Below are 19,500 nucleotides of genomic sequence, written 5' to 3'. Positions count from 1 at the left end.
AGCTCAGAGGCGGTTTCCGGCGGTGTGCGGGGATCCGTGACAGAGCCTCCGGAGAAACCCGCACACCTTGGACGACACGGGGAAAACGTTTACGAGAACAGATCGACGAGCAGCTCTCCGTCGACGCTGCGGTTCACCGGCGCCGCTTGGGCGGCCGCACCGAGTCCCGTACGACGACGTGGGTGCCCAGGACCAGGTGCTCAGCGTCTCCGCTCTTGCGCCGGGCGCCACCTCCGGGCCCCTGCTTCCGGTCGGCCACCGCGCGCAGGGCGACCCGGCCCATTTCCTCGTAGGGCACGTGCACCGTGGTCAGTTGGGGGGTGAGCTGGGATGCCAGCGGGATGTCGTCGTAGCCCGTGATCGACACGTCGTCCGGCACCCGCAGACCTGCTGCGCGCAGTGCCTGCATGGCTCCCGCGGCGACGATGTCGGTGCCGGCCAGCACGGCGGTGAAGTCCGGCGTCTCGTGCAGAGCCGCCTGCACCGCGGCGTGCCCGTGCTCGTCGTCGTACGGACCGTGCCGCACCAGCCCGTCGTCGAACGGCACCCCGTATGCCTCGAAGGCTCGGCGGGCACCCTTCAACCTGCCCTGGGCGGTGGTGAGTTCAGCGGGGCCGGGCAGGGCCAGGATTCGCCGGTGACCGGCCGAGAGCAGGTGGCTGGCCATGGCGTAGGCGCCGGACTCGTTGTCGTAGTCGATCGTGGTGGCCGGGACGTCTCCGGCCAGCGGCGGCCTGCCGACCAGAACCAGATGTGAGCCGGCCGCGTCCAGGGAACGGGCGAACCGTGCCATGCGCAGCTGGTACTCGTCGTAGTCATAGGCGCCGCCGAGCAGGACCACGGCGTCGACGCCCTGTTGGCGCATCAGGTTGACGAGGGCCAGTTCGCGTTCGGGGTCGTCGCCCGTGGTGCCGACGATCGACAGCCAGCCGCGCAGGGTGGCCGCACCCTCGACGCCCTTCGCCACGTGGGCGAACGCGGCGCCGGTGATGTTGTTGATCAGTATCGCCACCGTCGGAGTGGCCCCACCGGCCAAGGAGCGGGCGTGGGCGTTGGTGACATAGTCCAGGTCGCGCACGACCTTCATCACCCGGCGCCGTAGTTCCTCGGAGACCGGGTAGTTGCCCGACAACACGCGGGAAACACTTGCTACGGACACACCCGCGCGTTCCGCCACATCCCGTATGGTCGCCCGGCCGGCATCACCCGTCGTCCTGCGCTGACTCACGTTGCGGCTCCTTCACTGTTCGTGGGCGCCGACGAGGGCGCCATGGAGGCCACCCTCGCGGACATCGCCGTTGCCTGGTCAAGGCACGGTCGGGGCCCGGCCCCCCGTCGGTGCGGGAACCGTATCCCAACGGTCTTCCAGCTGGACCGGCCTGTGGACAACCCCTGCCGTCGCCGTGGCCAGAGCCGTCGGCGACGGGGTGGACCTGCGCATCACGCCACCCGAGCCAGGTCGGCAAGGCGTACCTCGTGGGCGAGGGGCAGTCCGTCGGCCAGGCGTTCCAGCTCCTCGACGACGATGCGGCCGAGCCTTTCCAACTCGTTTCCGAGGGAACCGGCGATGTGCGGGGTGAGGAACACGTTCGGCAACCGGTACAGGGGAGAGCCCGCGGGCAGCGGTTCGGGTTCGGTGACGTCCAGGACCGCGTGCAGTCGACCTGAGACCAGCTCGTCGGTGAGGGCGGAGTGGTCGACGAGGGCGCCTCGAGAGGTGTTGATCAGCACGCCTCCGTCGCGGAGCAGGGCGAGGCGGGCGCGGTCGAGCATGTGGTGGGTCTCGGGGATATCGGGCGCATGCAGGCTCACGATGTCGCTGTGTCGCAGAAGATCCTCCAGCGAGAGGAGCTGCGCACCGAGTTCGGCAGCCTCTGCCGCGTCCACGTACGGGTCGTGCAGGAGGACCTCGAAGTCGTACGGACGCAGCAGTTCAAGGAGTCGGCGCCCCACACGAGAGGCGCCGATGACACCGATCCGGCGGCCGTGGTTGCCGGTGGACGCCGTCTCGGCGGGCGTCGGCTGGGCGTGGGTTCGGCGAAAGCGCTCGCGATGGACGAAGGCGTCCTTCCCTGCGAGCAGGATCATCGCGAGTGTGTACTCGGCTACCGGCAGGGCGTTGCCGGTCACGGCGCTGGAGACGGCCACCCCTCGGCCCCACAGCGCTTCTCCGACCAAGGGGCGCACCGAGCCCGCAGCGTGCAGGACCGTACGGAGACGAGGCGTCGAGTCGAGGATGTCCGTGTCGAGGCGGGGACAGCCCCAGCCGGTGATCAGGATCTCGGCACCGGCCAGCGCGGACGCCGCGGCGGGTTCTGCGAAATCCCTTACGACGAGCGCGGGATCGATCTCGGCTGCCTGCCGCAGCCGGGCCATGAGCGGCGGGGGGAACAGCAGGGGAAGGTGCACCGGATCCATGGCGAACACGGCCCTGGGCAGCTGGGCGCTGGGCATGACTCTCCTGAGGTGCGTGGGAAACGTTTTCTGAAAGCGTCTTCTACCGTAGATCTGGCGCGGAGGCGTGGTCAATCGGTCGGGGATCGCCAGGGAAACCTTTCGGACGGCTTACCAGTAAATGGCCATCTCAGAGCAGCTGTTGAGGTGGAGATGACGGCCGGCTGCCCCGGCTGCGAGGCCGGGTGAAACGTGTTTCCGACAGGTGAGGTGCGGCGGCGCGAAGTGGGGTGAGGGGTGTGGGGGTTTGTGTGCGGCAGGCGGTGCGTTCACCACCGGTTGTCGCAGCCTCGTCGAAAGCGGTGGACCCGGTCGACCGCGACGGCGGTATGGCTCGGTCGGCTGATGCTGGGGTGTGCCTCGGGGCGTACGCTTCGATCTGTGCAGGTCAAGTGGCTGCTATCCATGGTCGACGTGACAGGCGACGTGATACCTGTGCGCGGGCGGGGATGCATCCGGACCGTGTGCAGAGTTTTCGAAAGTCTGCAGGGCCCCTTGACGGGCCGACGGGAGCGGAAGAAGCTCTGGCCACTCGGGTGTAGCAAACGGTTCCTACCTGTTACTGCGACACCTGACGCGACCCTAACGCTCGCGTTCACCGAGTCCGAAACGCTGACGTCCTCCCGAAACAGAAGCCGAGGCTCCCCATGCGCTTTCACGCCGGTGCTCCTCCCCGCCGCCGACCTTTCCTCTCCTGGTGGCCGGCGCCGTCGGGGGCGGCGCGGCGGCCTTCGACGGATATGCGTTGCACGTGTCGAGCGTAGTGAACGGACCGGGCGAGACCCTCACGTTGGGGCCAGGCTCGACGACATCTCCCCGGGACTGATCGAGCAGGCGAGGAGGGCAGTCGGCGTCACGATCGGCACCGTCAGGTACGCCATCATTCCGATCACCATCACCGTGCTGATCGGAATGATGGCCAGCGGCAGCCAGCCAGCCAGCCCGACCCGGTCCGCGATAGCGGTGCCGTGGACGCACCGCACTTCATGGCACGGGGCGTGACGGAGGAGCTGGACCAGTGATGGACGTCGTGCCCATCCGGCTTGTCCCTTCATCGGCCCAGCGCGGCTTCGTCGCCGGGGACGGCGACGTCCGGCCTCAACCAGTCCGACGTTCAGCGTCTCGAAGTAACCCCTTACCGACCGTTGCAAGGAGTCATGCATGAATGCGCCTCTGTCCCGTCGCACCGCCCTCCAGGCGGCCGGCGCCACCGTGCTCGCCACCGGGCTGTCGGGCGGTCCCACGGCTACGGCGGCTCACGCGGACGACAACAACTCCACTTCCAGGCTGCTCACTTACCCTCGCCCGGCGACTCTGCCGACCAACACCAGTTTCAAGGTGCGTGTGCGCACCGCCCCTGACGGCGAGTGGCAGACCCTCGACATGTACCGGCCTCAACTGGAGGAGATCAACGCCGCCACCGGTTCCGGCAAGGTCTACAACACCTCGTTGGTCTACTTCGACTTCCGTGGTTCCGTGGAACTGGAGGTCACCTACCTCAAGGGTGGTGCGACCAAGGCCGGAGTGCGGCCGGACGCGCTGGGCATCGTGCCCGAACTCCTGGGGGACACCCTGCGTTTCGCTCTCGACGAGCCGCGCGACGTTGTCGTGCAGATCAATGACGAGATCTTCGACTGCCTGCACGTCATCACCAACCGCATCGACCCGAACCCGCCCTGCGCCGACGACCCCGACGTGATCTACTTCGGCCCTGGCGTGCACACGGTCGCCGGCAACGTCCTCACCGTGCCCAGCGGCAAGACCGTTCACCTAGCCGGTGGCGCCGTCCTCACCGCCCAGGTCTTCTTCAAGGACGTCGAGAAGGCCGCACTCACCGGCCACGGCATGCTCTACGCGGGCCCCGGCGGAATCCTCTGCGAGGGCAGCAGGAACATCCGCGTCCAGGACGTCATCATCATGAACCCCAACGGCTACGCGGGCACGTTCGGCGAGTGCGAGAACGTCCACGTCAAGAAGGCCCGTTCGTTCAGCTCGAAAGGCAATGGAGACGGTTTCGACGTCTTCTCCTCGACCGGGATCGTCTTCGACGGCTGCTTCATGCGCAACTCCGACGACTGCTTCGCCATCTACGCCCACCGCTGGAACTACTACGGCGACACCCGCGACATCACCATTCAGAACTGCACCCTCTGGGCCGACGTCGCCCACCCCATCAACGTCGGCACCCACGGCAACACCGATGCTCCTGAGGTGATCGAGAACCTCGTCATCAAGAACCTGGACATCCTCGACCATCGTGAGCCGCAGATGGGATACCAGGGTTGCATCGCCCTCAACCCCGGTGACTCCAACCTCATCAAGAACGTCCGCATCGAGGACATACGGATAGAGGACTTCCGCTGGGGCCAGGTCATCCACATGCGGATCATGTACAACACGAAGTACAACACCTCGGTCGGCCGCGGCATCGAAGACGTTTACATCAAGAACCTCAGCTACCGCGGCACCCACGCCAACCCGTCGCTGTTCCTCGGTTACGACGCCGAGCACGCCATCAAGAACGTCACCTTCGAGAACCTGGTGATCAACGGGCAGGTCATCGCCGACTCGATGAAAAAGCCCGCTTGGTACTACGCCACCGACGCCATGCAGTGGTTCTGCAACGAGCATGTGCTGAACCTGAAGTTCCTCACCACCACAGAGGCAGAGGCGGTGGCGCAATGAGCGACTTCAGTCGCCGCGGCCTGCTGAAGTCATCCACGGCACTGCTGCTCACCGCGGGCACGAACATCCCGTTCGCGCCGGCAGCGAGGGCAGCAAGCGCAACGCCTGCGGGGACGGTGGACGACGGGTCCGCGTTCGTCTTCACCCACCCCGGTCTGCTGCACACCGCAGCCGACCTGGCGCGTATGCGGTCCGCGGTCGAAGGTGGACAGTCACCTGCTTACGACGGGTACCTCGCGCTCACCGCACACAGTCGGTCGCAGGCTGCGTACACCATCCAGAACACCGGCCAGATCACTTCCTGGGGCCGCGGCCCCTCCCATTTCGTGAACCAGGCCGTTGCCGACTCGGCCGCCGCCTATCAGAACGCTCTGCTGTGGGCCGTCTCCGGAGTGCGCGCCCACGCCGACAAGGCCCGCGACATCCTCAACGCCTGGACGGCCTCCCTCACGGTGATCACCGGCGCCGACGGACCGCTCGGTGCCGGCCTCCAGGCCTTCAAGTTCGCCAACGCGGCCGAACTGCTCCGCCACACCGGCTATGACGGATGGGCCGACTCGGACATCTCCCGCTGTGCGGAGTCCCTTCTGGACGTCTGGTATCCCGCAGTCTCCGGGTACATGCTCTACGCCAACGGCAACTGGGACCTGACCGCCGTCCAGTCCATCCTGGCCATCGGCGTGTTCTGCGAGCAGCGCACCCTTTTCGAGGACGCCCTGCGGTTCGCCGCAGCCGGCGCGGGAAACGGCAGCGTGGTCCACCGCACCGTCGCGGCGACCGGACAGGGGCAGGAGAGCGGCCGCGATCAGGGTCACGAACAACTTGCCGTGGGCCTCATGGGCGACGTGGCCCAGGTCGCGTGGAACCAGGGCGTCGACCTGTGGAGCTTTGAAGGTAACCGCATTCTCGCCGGAGCCGAGTATGCCGCCCGCTACAACCTCGGCGGCGAAGTCCCCTTCACCCCTGACCTCGACCGCACGGGCAAGTACATCAAGAAGACGGTTTCGGCGACCGGACGTGGCACCCTGCCTCCGATCTACGAGATGTACTACGCGCACTACGCGGGAGTTCGAGGCCTGGAAGCCCCCTGCACGCGGGCGGCGATATTCCGCGGCACCGGCGGCGCACGAGTCGTCGAGGGCAGCAACGACGACCTGCCCGGTTGGGGAACCTTCGCCTACGCGGGCGCGACCACCTCCTCCCCGACCGCCCCGGCATCTCCGGCCGGTGTCACGGCCGTCGGGGAGGAGCGCTCCGTCACGGTGTCCTGGCTGCCGTCCACCTCGGCGACCGGCTACACGGTCCTGCGAGGCGCCACGCCCGAGGGCCCCTTCGAGCGGCTCGCGACCGGGGTGCAAAAGCCCGCGTACACCGACACGGGCGTAACCGCGGGGCACACTTACCACTATGCGATCGTGGCAGCCAACTCGCTTGGTGTCAGCGGTAGTTCGATGGCCGCCTCGGCTGCCGCCGGGCTGCCCGGGCCATGGTCGACGACCGACGTCGGCGCCGTCGCGGTCCCCGGTTCGGCCGCCTTCGACGGAGAGCGGTTCCTGCTGGAGGCCTCCGGTGACGCCGACTCCTTTCGCCTCGTACATCTCCCTCTGCGCGGCGACGGATCGGTCACCGCCCGTATCGTGTGGCCACTCAGCTCCCAGTACTCCAGGATCGGTGTCACCGTCCGCGCCTCGCTGGACGCGGACGCGGCGCACGCCTCGATGCTGCTCCAGGGCCTGCCGCTGCACACCTGGAGCGGCGTGTGGACCGTACGGCCGAGTGCCGGGCTGCCCGTCTCGGCGACCGGGAGTACGCCCGTACCCCCGTCGCAGCAGGAGGCGATCACCAGCAAGGCCTCGTTTCCGATCTCCGACCTGGGTGCGTTGCCGGAGTCCGCCACCCCGATCGCGGCCCCCTGCGTCGAAGGTGCCGGCGACGGATATCGCTTGCGGGCGCCGTACTGGGTGCGGGTGAGCCGGAAGGGCCGACGCTGCACAGGCTCCATCTCGGCAGACGGTATGCAGTGGACCGTAGTCGGCACGACGGACGTCGGCGACATCCCGCATATTGCCTACGCCGGCCTCGTTCTCAACTCCTCCCTCGGCGTGGACGAGGCGTACGCGGGGACAGGCACCGGCGCCTTCGACAACGTCAGTGTCACCGGGGTGAGCGGGGGCGTCTGGCGCACGCCCCGTCCCACCCGCACCGCCGCCGACCTGAGCGCCACCACCGGCGCCGACGGCGTCCGGCTGACGTGGACCGACACCGACCTGTCCGCCCGTTACGCGGTGCTGCGCGCACCACGCGCGCATGGCCCGTATCGGACGATCGCCACCGCCGTCGGGCCGGTCGGCTTCGGTACGCGCATCCGCTACATCGACGCGAGCGGTACCGCCGGGATGACGTACCACTACGTCGTTTCCAAGACCAACTCCTCCGGTCGGGGCCCCCGTTCGAAGCCGAGCAGTGCTGTTGCGCCGGCCCTCTCCGTGAACGCCGTCAAGGCGATGCGCGTCGAAGCCGGGCCTCTACCGGCTCCCTGGACGTACGGCGATCTCGGTGACGTGGTTCTCGAGCCGAGGGACTACGGAACCTTCGGCGCCGTGGCCGTCTTCACGCCCGGGACCACGGCGTACGACGACGGGACCTTCGTCGTACGTGGATCGGGTGTCGATCTCAACGTCAACTCGCAGGGCATGACGGGCCAGTTCGCTCGGCGGAGCATGTCCGGAGACGGCGAGATCATCGCGCGCCTGGTCTCCCGCGAGGGGGTGGCCGCCGACCGGGTCGGTCTGCTGATGGCCAAGTCCCTGTCGCCGTTCGACCAGGCGGCCGGCCTGATCGTCACCGGTGGTACCACCGCGCAGCTGATGCTGCGCCCCACGGTGGCCGGCGCCTCCGTCTTCTCCGGCGCGGTCGACATCCAACTCCCGCTCCTCTTGAGGCTGAAACGCGCGGGAACCGCATTCGCCGCCTTCGTCTCCGCCGACGACGGCGTCACCTGGACCCTCCTTGCCGAGGGCTCGATCCCCGGCTTCGGCCACGCCCCCTACAACGGAGGTCTGGTGGTCTGTTCCCGCAGCCCGTCGGTCCTCGGCACCGCACGGTTCGGCGAGGTGATCGTCACCTCGGCATAGCAACCCGGGATCCCTCACGGATCCGCCACGATGGGAGCCGCACCCCATGAGCCGTACATCCCCCCACCACCACGACGACCACCATGTGAGCCGCCGCGGACTGCTCAAATCCGCCGGCGGTCTCACCGCCGCCGTACTCACCCTGGGCGCGAGTGTCACCGCCGCCGCGAACAGGGCGGACGCGGCGCCGGCCACCTTCACCCATCCCGGGATGCTGCACAACGCCGGTGACATCAATCGTGCCAAGGTCAGGGTCGCCGCAGGAACCGATCCCTGGCTGTCCGGCTGGAACAGGCTGACCGCCAACTTGCACTCGCAGTCCGGCTGGACGCCCAGGGCGACGGCGACGATCATCCGCGGCGGCACCGGTGAGAACTACAGCCTGCTCTACCACGACATCGCCGCCGCCTACCAGAACGCCCTGCGCTGGCGGGTCGGCGGCACCGAAGCCAACGCACAGTGCGCAGCAGGCATCCTCAACGCCTGGGCGAAAACGCTTACTTCGGTCACCGGAAACGCCGACCGTTTTCTCGCCGCCGGCCTCTACGGCTGGCAGTTCGCCAACGCGGCCGAACTGATGAGGGGGTACGACGGCTTCGACCTCTCCGCCTTTCAGGAGATGCTGGTCAACGTTTTCTACCCGCTCAACAACAGTTTCCTGACCCACCACAACGACGCCTGCATCACCAACTACTGGGCCAACTGGGACCTCTGCAACATGGCCTCCGTCCTGGCCATCGGCATCCTCAACGACGACTCGGCCAAGTACGACCAAGCAGTCGACTACGCCAGGTCCGGCGCCGGAAACGGTTCCCTCGCGCACGCCGTGCCGTACCTGTACACGGACGCGGACGGATACGACCTCGGCCAGTGGCAGGAGTCGGGACGGGATCAGGGGCACACCGTGATGGGCATGGGGCAGCTGGGCGCGATCTGCGAGATGGCCTGGAACCAGGGCGACGACCTCTACTCCTACGACAGCAAGCGGTTCCTCAAGGCCGCCCAGTACGTCGCCGGATACAACCTCGGCAACGAGGTGCCCTTCACCACCTACACCTGGGGCAGCGGGCAGAACTGTGCGCAGAACTCTCAGACCGTCATCTCCACCGCGTCGCGCGGGCAGGTCCGTCCGGTGTGGGCCATGCTCCACTACCACTACAACCGACGCCTGTCCCTGGACGACAGGTACATCTCCCAGATGTGCTTCTCCGTCGCTCCCGAGGGCGGCGGCGGGGACTACGAGTCCACCAGCGGCGGCTACGACCAGCTCGGTTTCGGCACCCTGATGTACGCCAAATAGCCCTGCCGCAGGCTCGTGCACCGGAATACCGCGCGCTGTTGTGGTGCTCTGGTCATACCGGTGCGCGAGCGCGGCGAAGGGCTGGTGAGCAGATGGCAGCAGACCGGACGGTCCCACGGGCCGAGGCCCAGGCGGACCCCGACCCCGTCGTTTCGACCCCCTACGGGGCCGTACGCGGGAGGTACGAGAACGGCATCGCCGCTTTCCGCGGGATCCCGTACGCGGCACCCCCCTTCGGGGCCCGCAGGTTCCGGCCACCCGTGCCGCCCGACCCCTGGGACGGGGTACGGGACGCGGGAGCCTTCGGTGCGACGCCGCCGAAACCGCCGTACTCCGAGGCCTTCGCCCAGTACCTGTCCGACCCCGTCGTGGCGGGCGACGACTGCCTCAACCTCAACGTCTGGACGCCCGAGCCCGGCCCGGCCGCCGGGCTTCCCGTCCTCGTCTGGCTGCACGGCGGCGCCCTGACCAGGGGATCCTCGGCAGTGCCGGTCTACGACGGACGGAACTTCGCCCGCGATGGAATCGTTTTCGTCTCCATCAACTACCGGCTGGGGGTAGAGGGCTACGGACTGTTCCCGGACGCCCCCGCGAATCCCGGTCTGCGCGATCAGCTCGCCGCACTGGAATGGGTGCATCGCTCGATCAGGGCTTTCGGCGGTGACCCCGACAGGGTCACCCTGGCGGGACAGTCCGCCGGAGCCATCAGCGCCGGAGCCCTGATGGCGGCTCCGCAGGCACAGAGCCTGTTCCGGCGGGCCGTCCTCCAGAGCGGACCGCCGGAGGCCTTCGACCGGGACAAGGTCCGGCGCATGGTCCGCCGTATGGCGACCCGGCTGAAGGTCCCCGCCACCGCCGAGGCCTTCGCCGCCGTCGACCGGGATCTGCTGTTGCGCACCCAGGCGGAGGTCGGCAGGCTCAGCAGCCCCGTCCTGGGCGGTCCCGCCTTCGGCATCGTCGTCGACGGCGACCTCGTTCCGCGCGACCCGCTTCAGGCGCTCGTCGACGGGGGTGCGGCCCCCGGCGTCGACCTCCTCCTCGGCTGGACGCGGGACGAGTACCGGCTGTGGCTGGTCCCGGGTGGCCTGATGGAGCGCGTCGACCGGCTGGGGCCCGTCGCCCTCGCCGGCGCCATGGCCCGCTGTCACTGCGGCCACGAGGTGCCGCGCGGCTACCGCGCCCTGCACCCCGAGGCCGGCACCGCCGAGATCGTCGGCCAGATGGTCACCGACAGCCTCCTGCGCCGCCCCCTGCAACGGCTGGCCGGGGCCCGCCCCGGGGCGTCCTACATGTACGAGTTCGCCTGGCCCTCGCTCAGGCCCGGCCTCGGCGCCTGCCACGCCCTCGAGCTCGGCTTCGTCTTCGACACCGGCGATACGGCAGAGTCCGCGAAACTCGCCGGGGGCGGCGCGCCGCAGGAACTCGCCGACGCGATGCACGGGGCGTGGACCCGGTTCGTGACCACGGGTGACCCCGGCTGGGAGGCCTGGGGGCCGGCGCATCCCGTGCGGATCTTCGGCGAGGCGGACAGCGGGCGGTATGAGGACGACGGTACGGCGCACGAGGGCGACGGCATGTCGTATACCGCATACGGTCCGCAGGATCGTGAGCTGGCCCTGTGGACCGCTGAGGCGGCGACCGCATCAGCGGGGGAACCCGTCGACGAGACGGCGACGGGTGATCCACCCCTCGGCAAGACCCTGCGCAGCACGGAGCTCAGGTCCGCGGTCCGCCGGCTGCGCCGGGCCGGGGGAGTGAGAGGACGCTGACCGCCGGGCCACCTCGGTGCCGGGGCCGGTATGCGGTTTCCGTGTTACCCCGGAAGCTGAGTCACCCTGCAAGCGCAAGCACAAGTGGCGGCGCCCGGCAGCGGCTACCGGGTGGCCGGAGGTCTATGCGGAGGTCAGTGTCCGAGCGATCGACGCGACCGCCTCCGGACCGACCCGGCAGCAGCCGCCGATGAGACGCGCCCCCGACTCCCGCCACCCCAGGACCTGTTCGGTGGTGAAGGTGGATCGGCCGTTCCAGGCGCGAGCTTCCGCGTCCCACACCTCGCCGCTGTTGGGGTAGACCACGACCGGTTTGCCCGTCACCCGAGCCGCAGTCGTCACAGCTGCTTCGACGTCTTCCGGGGCGCAGCAGTTCACTCCGACCGCGATCACCTCGTCGGAGTCGGCGGCGAGGGCGAACGCCTCGTCCAACGGCTGCCCGGCGCGCGTACGGTCACCGGCGATCGAGTACGACAGCCAGGCCGGCACGCCGAGCCCGCGGACCGCCCGCAGCAGCGCCTGTGCCTCATCGGCGTCGGGAACCGTTTCCAGCGCCAACACATCGGGCGCCGCGGCGGCTAGGACTTCCAGCCGGGGACGGTGGAAACGTTCCAGTTCCTCGATGCTCAACCCGTAGCGGCCCCGGTACTCGGAACCGTCCGCGAGCATCGCCCCGTACGGCCCCACCGACGCGGCCACCCACAACGGGTGAGCGAGGCCCTTGTGCCGGGCCTGCCGGGCGGCCTCCTGGGCCAGTTCCACGCTCAGTGCCAGCAGCCGGGCAGCCTCGGCATGGTCGATACCGTGCTTGGCGAAGCCCTCGAACGTGGCCTGGTAGCTCGAGGTGATCGCCACGTTCGCGCCCGCCTCGAAATAGGCGAGGTGCGCCTGGGTGATCGCCTCGGGTTGCTCGGCGAGCAGCCGCGCCGACCACAGTTCGTCGCTCAGGTCGTGCCCGGCGGACTCGAGCTGGTTGGACATACCGCCGTCAAGGACGACGGCTCCGGCGGCGAGAGCCGCGGTGAGGGAGGTCTCGGCGGGAGGAGCAGGGACATCGCTGGTCATGTCACGACGCTAGTCGAAGGTGCGGCGGACGGTCGCATCCGTCCGCTGCATGAACAGAGTGACCAGGGTGTGGGACGCGGGGTAGAGGCCAGGGGACCAGAGGACAGAGGCCAGAGCCAGAGGCCAGAGGGCAGGGGACGGAGACGGGTGGCCCTGGCCCTCGCGTCACTTCATCCCCGCCCGGTGACACGCGACGGCTCAGCGTCCGTGCGCGGAGTGCCGTCCACCACTGCCCCGCGCCCCGCCCCGCGTGCGCTTGGTCGCAGGGACCAGCAGCCCGCCGAGCAATCCCGCTGCCAGGACGTACGGCCACCAGCCGAACGCGCCGCTCTCGGCCGCGCTCGTGCTGCGTGTCTCGGCTGCCGCCGGCCCCGACGAGGCCTGTCCGTGCGTGCCGGCCGAGGGGCTCACGGCTGTCGCCGTGAGGACCACGTCGTTGCCGTCCCCGCCCTTGTAACTGATCCGGTAAACGGTGTCGGCGAGCTTCACCTCGGCTCCCTCGCGCAGGGTGTCGAAGGTGCCGGTCGTGGGGGTGTCGCCGGTGTGGTCCAGGACGGTGATCTCGTGGGCCGGCGTGTCGACGGCCGCGGAGGAATCCTTGCGGGAAGCGGTACCGGTACCGCTTCCCGCAGGGGCGGAGGATTTTCCGTAAGCGGTACCGGCCCCGGTCTTCGCGGTGGCCGTTCCTGCCGCGGACAGGTCGAGTCCGCCGCCCAGGGTGACCTTGCCGCCCACCTTCAGGGGCGTGTCCGTCAGGACCAGTTGCCCCTTGTCGTTCTGCGTGTAGGCGCCGGTCACGGTCAGCCCGCCCGTGACCACACCCTCGTTCGTCACGGCACCGTTCACGGTGCCCTTGCCGCTGAGTGAACTCGTCACCCGCAGTGCCGAGCCGCCGGGGTCCAGCCGCGCTCCCGCCGACGTCAGTCGGACCGCCCTGCTGTTGGCGAGATTCGCCCCGTCCTTGAGCGCCAGGGTTCCCTGTCTGACCGTTGTCGTCCCGGTGTACGTCACCGCGGTGCCCGTAAGGGTCGTCGTCGCGGCTCCGGACTGGACGAGCGAGCCGCTGCCGCCGAGCCGGGAAAGGGAGATCGTGGTCTTCGTGTTATGCACGACGAGGGTGCCGTTGTTCACGATCCGGCGCCGGTCGGTACCGGTGAGCAGGGAGCCGTCTCCCTGTGCCGACCCGAGTCGCAGAACCGAACCCTCTTGCACGGTCGTCGAACCGTCGTAGTACTGCGCGGCCGCGAAGGTGACGTCGTTGCCCTTGGTCCCGGCGATGACGATGTCACCGGCGCCGGGCACGGCCAGGGTGTCGTGGTACTTGCCGCCGCCGATCGGCGCACCCAAGGTGACCGGCCCGTTGTAGTCGAACGTCAGCAGGGACCGCCGTCCGCCGGCCTCGTGCAGGTTGATGTAAACGGTGTCCTTTGTTCCCGGCATGAAGATCCTGTGCGTGGTGCCGTCTCCCCACTGCACGTCGGCGCCCTCGATGTTGGTGCCGCGCTTGTTCAACTGGTGCGCGACCGGACGCCAGTTGATGTCCGGGTCGCTGAGCGAGGGATCGGTGTCGCCGCCCTGGTCGCTGTAGCTGTACTGCCCGGTGAGGACGACCCTGCTGCCGGGCCGCGAGTGGACGTTGACGTCGCTGCCGTACTCCCGCTGGTAGAAGTCCTGCCGCAGCGTGATCGTCTGGTGCAGCGGGGTGTCGATGATCCAGGAGCCCTGGTTGAGGATCGCCCGGGCGTTGGGCAGCGACACCGGGTACTCGGGGCGGCCGACCGCCATCCCGGTGCCGTTGTCGATGACCCCGGAGAAGGGGTGGGTGCCCGCCAGGTCGAGGGTGCCCCACATGCTGCGGGGCTGGGTGACGAGGCCGGAGCCGCTGATCGTGCCGATGTTGTAGGTGCGCGTCAGTGAGAGCCGGAGAGTGCCGTCGACGCGGACGTTGAGCTGGTTGAGCCGGTAGCCGGGAGTGTCGTAGGGGAAGTGCCCGATCAGCCCTGTGCCTCCGCCGGTGCCGTACTGGAGGGTCGACCCGCGCTCCACGGTGATCGCGGGCGGGTCGGGGTTGCCGACCGTGGTGTAGGGATGGTTTCCGCCCTGCGTGCGCACCACCTGCCGCCGGCGTGCCGTGGGCAACGTGAAATCGCTGTCCTTGCTCAGGACCAGGGTTCCGCCGCCGCGCACGGTAAGCGTTCCCTGGCCGCGGAAAACGCCGTCGTAGGTTGTTGTCCCGGAGGCCACGGTGACCACCGTGTCGCCGGCGAGCGTCACGTCCCGGTTCGCGAGGACATCGGCCGTGACGTCCCGGGAGTCGGCGGCCACGGCCGGGGGAGCGGTGGCGAGGACGGCGACGGCCGCGAGGGCGCCGACGACCGCTGCTGAGGTGTGGAGAGGGCTGCGCACGCATCGGAGACGCCTCAGCGCGACACCGATAACAGAAACTTGCTCCCCGAGCGCCGTCGGAGACCGCGCCGCACCCAGAAAACCCCCTTCCCGCCGGAAAACTCCGGAAAGGGCTTTCCATCAAGTCCCGTCCGACCCGTTGACCTGCCCGTAACACACCCATACCTTTTCGGCGTTCGTCATTCCACATGTTGTTCGCAGTTCCGAACGCTCCTCTGAACGACCCCAGCCGCCACACCCGGATCCAGGCCTTCGACCCGCACCCGGACGGCACCCCCTACTTCGGCGTCCCCCTCGCCGACACCGTGAAGGAGAGTGCGTGAGATGAGACGTGCGTACACGACCCTGCTCGCCCTCTGTCTTGTGCTGATCGGCGCCCTCGCGACCGCGGGACCCGCCCAGGCGGCACCTGTGACGATCGTCAACGGCACTCAGTTCAACGACAGTTCCGGCAGTCCTGTACACGCCCATGGCGGCGGCGTTCTCAAAGTCGGCTCCTACTACTACTGGTTCGGTGAGAACCGCAACTCCGACAACACCTTCCGGTACGTGGACGCCTACCGTTCCACCGATCTGAAGAACTGGGAGTTCCGTAACCACGTCCTGACCCAGTCGAGCGACTCCGAGTTGGCCGCCGCCAACATCGAGCGCCCGAAGGTCATGTACAACGCGTCCACCGGCAAATTCGTGATGTGGATGCACAAGGAGAACGGCACCGACTACAGCGAGGCCCGAGCCGCCGTCGCCGTGTCGGACACCGTCGACGGAAACTACACCTGGCAGGGCAGTTTCCGTCCGCTCGACCAGCACATGTCCCGCGACATCACGGTCTTCGTGGACGGTGACGGCGCCGGATACATGGTCTCGGCCGCACGCGAGAACTACGACCTCCAGATCTACCGGCTCACCGCCGACTACACCGGTATCGCAAGCCTGGTCGCCGACCCCTGGCACGGCGGTCACCGCGAGGCGCCGGCGCTGTTCAAGCGGGGTGGCGTCTACTTCATGCTCACCTCCGGCGCGACGGGTTGGAGTGCCAACCAGCAGCAGTACGCTACCGCGACCTCACTCGCCGGCCCCTGGTCGGCCATGACGAACGTCGGCGACTCGACGGCGTACGGCTCGCAGACCGCGTACGTACTGCCTGTCCAGGGCACTTCCGGGACCTCGTACCTCTACCTGGGTGACCGCTGGGGCAACTCCTTCGGCGGGACGGTCAACGACTCGCGCTACGTCTGGTTGCCGCTGACCTTCCCCACCACCACCTCGCTGTCGATGTCCTGGTCCCCCGAGGTCACCGTCGACGCGGCCGATGGAACGATTACCGGAACGAGTGCTACGTACAACACGCTCATCGCCCGGCACAGCGGCAAGTGCGCGGATGTCACGAGTCAGTCGCTCTGGGCAGGTGCCCAGATCAAGCAGTACGACTGCAACGCCGGTAACAACCAGAAGTACTGGTTCAAGTCCGTCGGAAGCGGTTACTACCAGTTGGTCGTCAGAAACAGTTCTCTGTGTGTGCAGGAGAACGAGAGCACGGTCAGCCAAGAGAACTGCACGACGGCCACAGGTCAGCAGTGGTCGCTGACGACTTCGGGCAGCTACGTCAACGTCAAGTCCCGCGCGAGCGGCGAGTGCCTGGACGTGAACGGCGCGTCCACCGCCAACTCCGCCGCGCTCATCACCTACACGTGCAACGGAGGAACCAACCAGCAGTGGACGCGCGGCACCTGACCCGCGTCAGGCGAGCAGGTCGATCGCGTCGATCGACGTGCCCGCGCTGAGGTAGGAGGTCGTCCCCGAACCGCTCACCACGTTGATCTTCAGCACGTTGTACTGGCTGGTGTCCGTGAGCCACGCGCTCGCCGGCACGCTGTAGGTGAACGTGTAGTTGTTGCCCCGGTACGACCCGTTGGTCAGGGACCGGGTGCTCGGCTGGGTGGGCGGGGAGGGGATGGCCGAGGTCCAGGTGTCGTTCACGACGACCTGGGGCCGGCCGTTGGCGTAGGCCGTCGTGACACCGATGCGCAGGGTGTGCGCGGCGGCGGCCTGGGCCGCGGTCAGCTTGAAGTACACGAGCAGGCCGCTGTTGACGTCCTTCCAGATGTAGCAGGGGAAGGCCGAGGTCTCGCTGCCGCTGCCGACCACCACGTTGCCGGTCCAGGCGGCGGCCCGGACGTCCGACGGGTGCGCGTACGTCATCAGGTCGGCGTTCTTGAAGCCGGCCGGCGTACCGGTCCAGTCGTTGATCCGCCAGATCGCGCTCGCGTTGCCCGGGTCGTTCGACGTCGGGATCGCGAGGGAGTTGAGGGTGGTCGTCCCGCCTGCGGATACGGTCACCTGCGTACTGTAGACAGCCAGTTCGCTCTTGTGGACGGTCAGTGTGTACGTCCCCGGAAGCACCCCGGCGATCGAGAAGTAGCCGTCGGACGAACGCGCCGAACCCCAGTACTGCGCAGCCGAGTTGGCCAGTCCGACCGTGTACGGGTACGCGGTGTTGCGTCCGGTGATGCCGACCCCCGCGACCCGGCCCCGGCCGCCGGCCGCGACGTAGCCGGAGATGCCGAGCGAGTCCGCCCATGAGGTGGCCAGGGTCCCCGGGAACAGGGACGAGGAAGGTGCGCCGCCGTCGGTGAAGGCGATGACGTAGGGGCCCTGGAGGCCGAAGCGCTGCTCCTCGGTCTGGTTCTGGCCGTAGTAGAGGATCTCGTACAGGCCGCCGCCGTCGGCGCTCTGGTGGCGCAGGAGGGAGCGGTAGAAGGGGCCGCCCGACGCCTTCTCGTGGTTGCTGCGCACGATCCAGAGACCGACGCTGCCGGTCGTCCAGCCGAGGTAGTTGTAGTCGATGACGCGCAGCTTGGAGTAGTGCTTGGAGCGGGTCTGGCCGTCGGACTTCGCGAAGACGTCGGAAGCCTCGATGGTGCTGGTCGTGTACGTGTACGAGTCGGGCTCGTCGTTGAGGAAGAGGCCCGCCTTGACGCGCACGATGTAACGGGTTGCCGAAACGGATGTGTCGGCCTTGTTGGTCCACAGGTAGACGTTGTTCTCGCCGCTTCGGGCCGCGTAGTAGTGCTTGAGCGTGCCGTGCGTGACCGAGATCAGGATCGTCGAGCCGGACTGCGCGATCGTCACGGTGGAACTGCCGAGGCCAGACTCGATGTGCGAGTTCATGCCGCCGTAGCCCTGGTACTCGGTTCCCCGGTAGGCCAGCGAGGTGAGGTCGCCGGTGGATTTGCTGACCTTGAAGACCAGGTTGGCGCCGGTGTCGACGACGTAGTTCGAGCCGTCGTCGGTGTAGCCGAAGGCTGCTGCGGCGGCCGGTGCGGCGAGTGGGCCGGCCAGGGCGGCCGAGCCTGCCGTCGCCGCGCTGCCGAGGACGAAGGTGCGGCGTCGGATCGGCCGGTGGCCATCGGATCCGGACATGGGGGTGCCTCCTTCGGGAGGTGTGGGGGTGCGGGTGCCTGAGAGAGTGACAGTTGAATCGATTTCGCGAAAGGGCTTTCGCTGGCTGGAGGTTGGCAATCTTGTGAAATCGGTATCAGGTCTAGAAAGCGCTTGCCGGAGGCGGTACGGTCCAGCCGCCAGACCCTGTTGCCGTGACGGAGGAGCCGCAAGTGAGACGTTTCAACATCGCCGTCCTGGCGGCGCTGACCCTGACCGCCGGTCTGACGGCGGTTCCCGCCGCTCAGGCGCACAGCGGTCGCGCGCCCCTCGGCATCGACAACTGCACCGCAACCGCTTGCCACTTCGATGTCCCGCCCGGCACCTACGACGTCCGGGTCGTCCTCGGCGGGGACGCCGAGTCGAGCACCGGCATCAGTGGGGAGACCCGGCGCGCCCTGCTCCCCGAGACCGGCGTTCCCGCCGGTGGACGTGTTGTCCGCAGTTTCACGGTGGACGTCCGGACCCCTGAGGGCGAGCCGACGGGAGCGGCCGGAACCGCAGGTCTGGATCTTGCGGTCGGCGGCACCGCGCCGGCCTTGGCCGGCATCAGGGTCACCCCGGCCCGGCACGTACGGCAGATCTTCCTCGTCGGTGACTCCACTGTCTGCGACCAGTCGGCGGACCCGTACACCGGGTGGGGCCAACAGCTGCCGCAGTACCTGCGCAAGGGAGTCTCGGTCGCCAACTACGCCGATTCCGGGGAGAGTACGGTCACCTATCTGGGGAACCCGCTGCTCTGGGCCACGGTTCAGCCGCTGATCCGCCCAGGCGATCTCGTCCTGGTCCAACTCGCGCACAACGACAAGACGACCGACGAGGCGACCTACCGGGCGAACCTCGAGACACTGGTGGCGGGAGTGCGGGAGAAGGGCGGCCGACCGGTCCTGGTGACCCCCATCGTGCGCCGCTGGTTCAACGCCGACGGCACCCTGAATAACGGAACGGCCCTGCTGGTCAACGGCCTTGGCGTCGACCACCCGGCAGTGATCCGCTCGGTCGCCGCCGCGCGGGAGGTTCCGCTGATCGACCTCACCGCCAGGACCAAGGCGCTGGTGGAGTCCCTGGGCGTCGAGGGCTCCAAGGCGCTCTACCTCTACAACGAGAAGCGCGACAACACGCACACCTCCGTGCGCGGAGCAACGGTCTACGCGGGCCTGGTCCGCGACGAACTCGTCGCCCAGCATCTGGTGCCGAGGGGCACCGTGCGGGTGGGATGAACGCCTGGGGGCGCCCCGACCGGAAC

General features: G+C 68.4%; 12 protein-coding genes and 1 pseudogene. 7 read left to right on the top strand and 6 right to left on the bottom strand.

The genetic code is table 11. The features are described from left to right. Nucleotides 1-133 precede the first annotated feature (133 nt). The 3 genes from ABT070_RS13575 to ABT070_RS13565 all read right to left on the bottom strand — a co-directional run bounded on the left by ABT070_RS13575 (nucleotide 134) and on the right by ABT070_RS13565 (nucleotide 3,509). Complete coding sequence (locus ABT070_RS13575) at nucleotides 134-1,228, bottom strand: LacI family DNA-binding transcriptional regulator (protein ID WP_351759058.1); 1,095 nt, start codon at nucleotides 1,226-1,228, stop codon at nucleotides 134-136. A 212-nt stretch (nucleotides 1,229-1,440) separates the two neighbouring features. Then, nucleotides 1,441-2,454, bottom strand: a complete 1,014-nt coding sequence (locus tag ABT070_RS13570) for a hydroxyacid dehydrogenase (RefSeq protein WP_351759055.1) — start codon at nucleotides 2,452-2,454, stop codon at nucleotides 1,441-1,443. Nucleotides 2,455-3,239: 785 nt separating this feature from the next. Beyond that, nucleotides 3,240-3,509: a hypothetical protein gene (locus ABT070_RS13565; protein WP_351759052.1), complete on the bottom strand. Its 270-nt coding sequence runs from the start codon at nucleotides 3,507-3,509 to the stop codon at nucleotides 3,240-3,242. Nucleotides 3,510-3,615: 106 nt separating this feature from the next. Here ABT070_RS13565 and ABT070_RS13560 point away from each other — a divergent pair, with 106 nt between their 5' ends. From ABT070_RS13560 to ABT070_RS13545, 4 genes are all read left to right on the top strand, one after another. Beyond that, nucleotides 3,616-5,139, top strand: a complete 1,524-nt coding sequence (locus tag ABT070_RS13560; RefSeq protein ID WP_351759050.1) for a glycosyl hydrolase family 28 protein — start codon at nucleotides 3,616-3,618, stop codon at nucleotides 5,137-5,139. Further along, nucleotides 5,136-8,273 (top strand): alginate lyase family protein, encoded by a 3,138-nt coding sequence (locus ABT070_RS13555; protein WP_351759048.1) that lies wholly within the window; start codon nucleotides 5,136-5,138, stop codon nucleotides 8,271-8,273. The genes ABT070_RS13560 and ABT070_RS13555 overlap by 4 nt, the downstream gene beginning before the upstream one ends. Nucleotides 8,274-8,319: 46 nt before the next feature. After that, a complete protein-coding gene (locus ABT070_RS13550) occupies nucleotides 8,320-9,573 on the top strand; it encodes an alginate lyase family protein (protein WP_351759045.1) in 1,254 nt (417 codons plus the stop codon). Nucleotides 9,574-9,665: 92 nt separating this feature from the next. Further along, a complete protein-coding gene (locus ABT070_RS13545; RefSeq protein WP_351759042.1) occupies nucleotides 9,666-11,342 on the top strand; it encodes a carboxylesterase/lipase family protein in 1,677 nt (558 codons plus the stop codon). 123 nt (nucleotides 11,343-11,465) lie between these two features. On the opposite strand, the gene mmuM is transcribed toward ABT070_RS13545, so the two are convergent. Then, nucleotides 11,466-12,407 carry a homocysteine S-methyltransferase gene (gene mmuM / locus ABT070_RS13540; RefSeq protein ID WP_351759039.1) on the bottom strand — a complete coding sequence of 314 codons (942 nt, stop codon included), beginning with the start codon at nucleotides 12,405-12,407 and terminating at the stop codon, nucleotides 11,466-11,468. A 198-nt stretch (nucleotides 12,408-12,605) separates the two neighbouring features. Then, entirely contained in the window at nucleotides 12,606-14,813 is a 2,208-nt protein-coding gene (locus ABT070_RS13535; protein WP_351759036.1) for an autotransporter, read from the bottom strand. A gap of 212 nt (nucleotides 14,814-15,025) precedes the next feature. On the opposite strand from ABT070_RS13535, the pseudogene ABT070_RS13530 reads away from it, so the two are divergent. After that, nucleotides 15,026-15,136, top strand: a pseudogene (locus ABT070_RS13530) (alpha-N-arabinofuranosidase); the annotation flags it as partial. A 1-nt stretch (nucleotide 15,137) separates the two neighbouring features. Continuing rightward, nucleotides 15,138-16,547, top strand: a complete 1,410-nt coding sequence (locus ABT070_RS13525) for an RICIN domain-containing protein (RefSeq protein WP_351759034.1) — start codon at nucleotides 15,138-15,140, stop codon at nucleotides 16,545-16,547. Nucleotides 16,548-16,553: 6 nt separating this feature from the next. Here ABT070_RS13525 and ABT070_RS13520 read toward each other — a convergent pair whose 3' ends face one another. Beyond that, nucleotides 16,554-18,236, bottom strand: coding sequence for a rhamnogalacturonan lyase B N-terminal domain-containing protein (locus ABT070_RS13520; protein WP_351759031.1), 1,683 nt, complete (start codon nucleotides 18,234-18,236; stop codon nucleotides 16,554-16,556). Nucleotides 18,237-18,427: 191 nt separating this feature from the next. Here ABT070_RS13520 and ABT070_RS13515 point away from each other — a divergent pair, with 191 nt between their 5' ends. Further along, nucleotides 18,428-19,474, top strand: a complete 1,047-nt coding sequence (locus ABT070_RS13515; RefSeq protein ID WP_351759029.1) for a rhamnogalacturonan acetylesterase — start codon at nucleotides 18,428-18,430, stop codon at nucleotides 19,472-19,474. The last annotated feature ends 26 nt before the right edge of the window (nucleotides 19,475-19,500 follow it).

This window comes from Streptomyces sp. NPDC002884, assembly GCF_040295245.1.
In the GTDB taxonomy this organism is placed as follows: domain Bacteria; phylum Actinomycetota; class Actinomycetes; order Streptomycetales; family Streptomycetaceae; genus Streptomyces.
Note: the sequence above shows the minus strand (reverse complement) of the source record. Positions and strands in the feature narration are given on the sequence as shown.

Excerpts from the sequence above, each read along its gene's own strand:
- mmuM (WP_351759039.1), bottom strand. The coding sequence starts at position 12,407 with ATGACCAGCGATGTCCCTGCTCCTCCCGCCGAGACCTCCCTCACCGCG.
- ABT070_RS13545 (WP_351759042.1), top strand. The coding sequence starts at position 9,666 with ATGGCAGCAGACCGGACGGTCCCACGGGCCGAGGCCCAGGCGGACCCC.
- ABT070_RS13525 (WP_351759034.1), top strand. The coding sequence starts at position 15,138 with ATGAGACGTGCGTACACGACCCTGCTCGCCCTCTGTCTTGTGCTGATC.
- ABT070_RS13560 (WP_351759050.1), top strand. The coding sequence starts at position 3,616 with ATGAATGCGCCTCTGTCCCGTCGCACCGCCCTCCAGGCGGCCGGCGCC.
- ABT070_RS13555 (WP_351759048.1), top strand. The coding sequence starts at position 5,136 with ATGAGCGACTTCAGTCGCCGCGGCCTGCTGAAGTCATCCACGGCACTG.
- ABT070_RS13550 (WP_351759045.1), top strand. The coding sequence starts at position 8,320 with ATGAGCCGTACATCCCCCCACCACCACGACGACCACCATGTGAGCCGC.
- ABT070_RS13570 (WP_351759055.1), bottom strand. The coding sequence starts at position 2,454 with ATGCCCAGCGCCCAGCTGCCCAGGGCCGTGTTCGCCATGGATCCGGTG.
- ABT070_RS13520 (WP_351759031.1), bottom strand. The coding sequence starts at position 18,236 with ATGTCCGGATCCGATGGCCACCGGCCGATCCGACGCCGCACCTTCGTC.
- ABT070_RS13565 (WP_351759052.1), bottom strand. The coding sequence starts at position 3,509 with ATGAAGGGACAAGCCGGATGGGCACGACGTCCATCACTGGTCCAGCTC.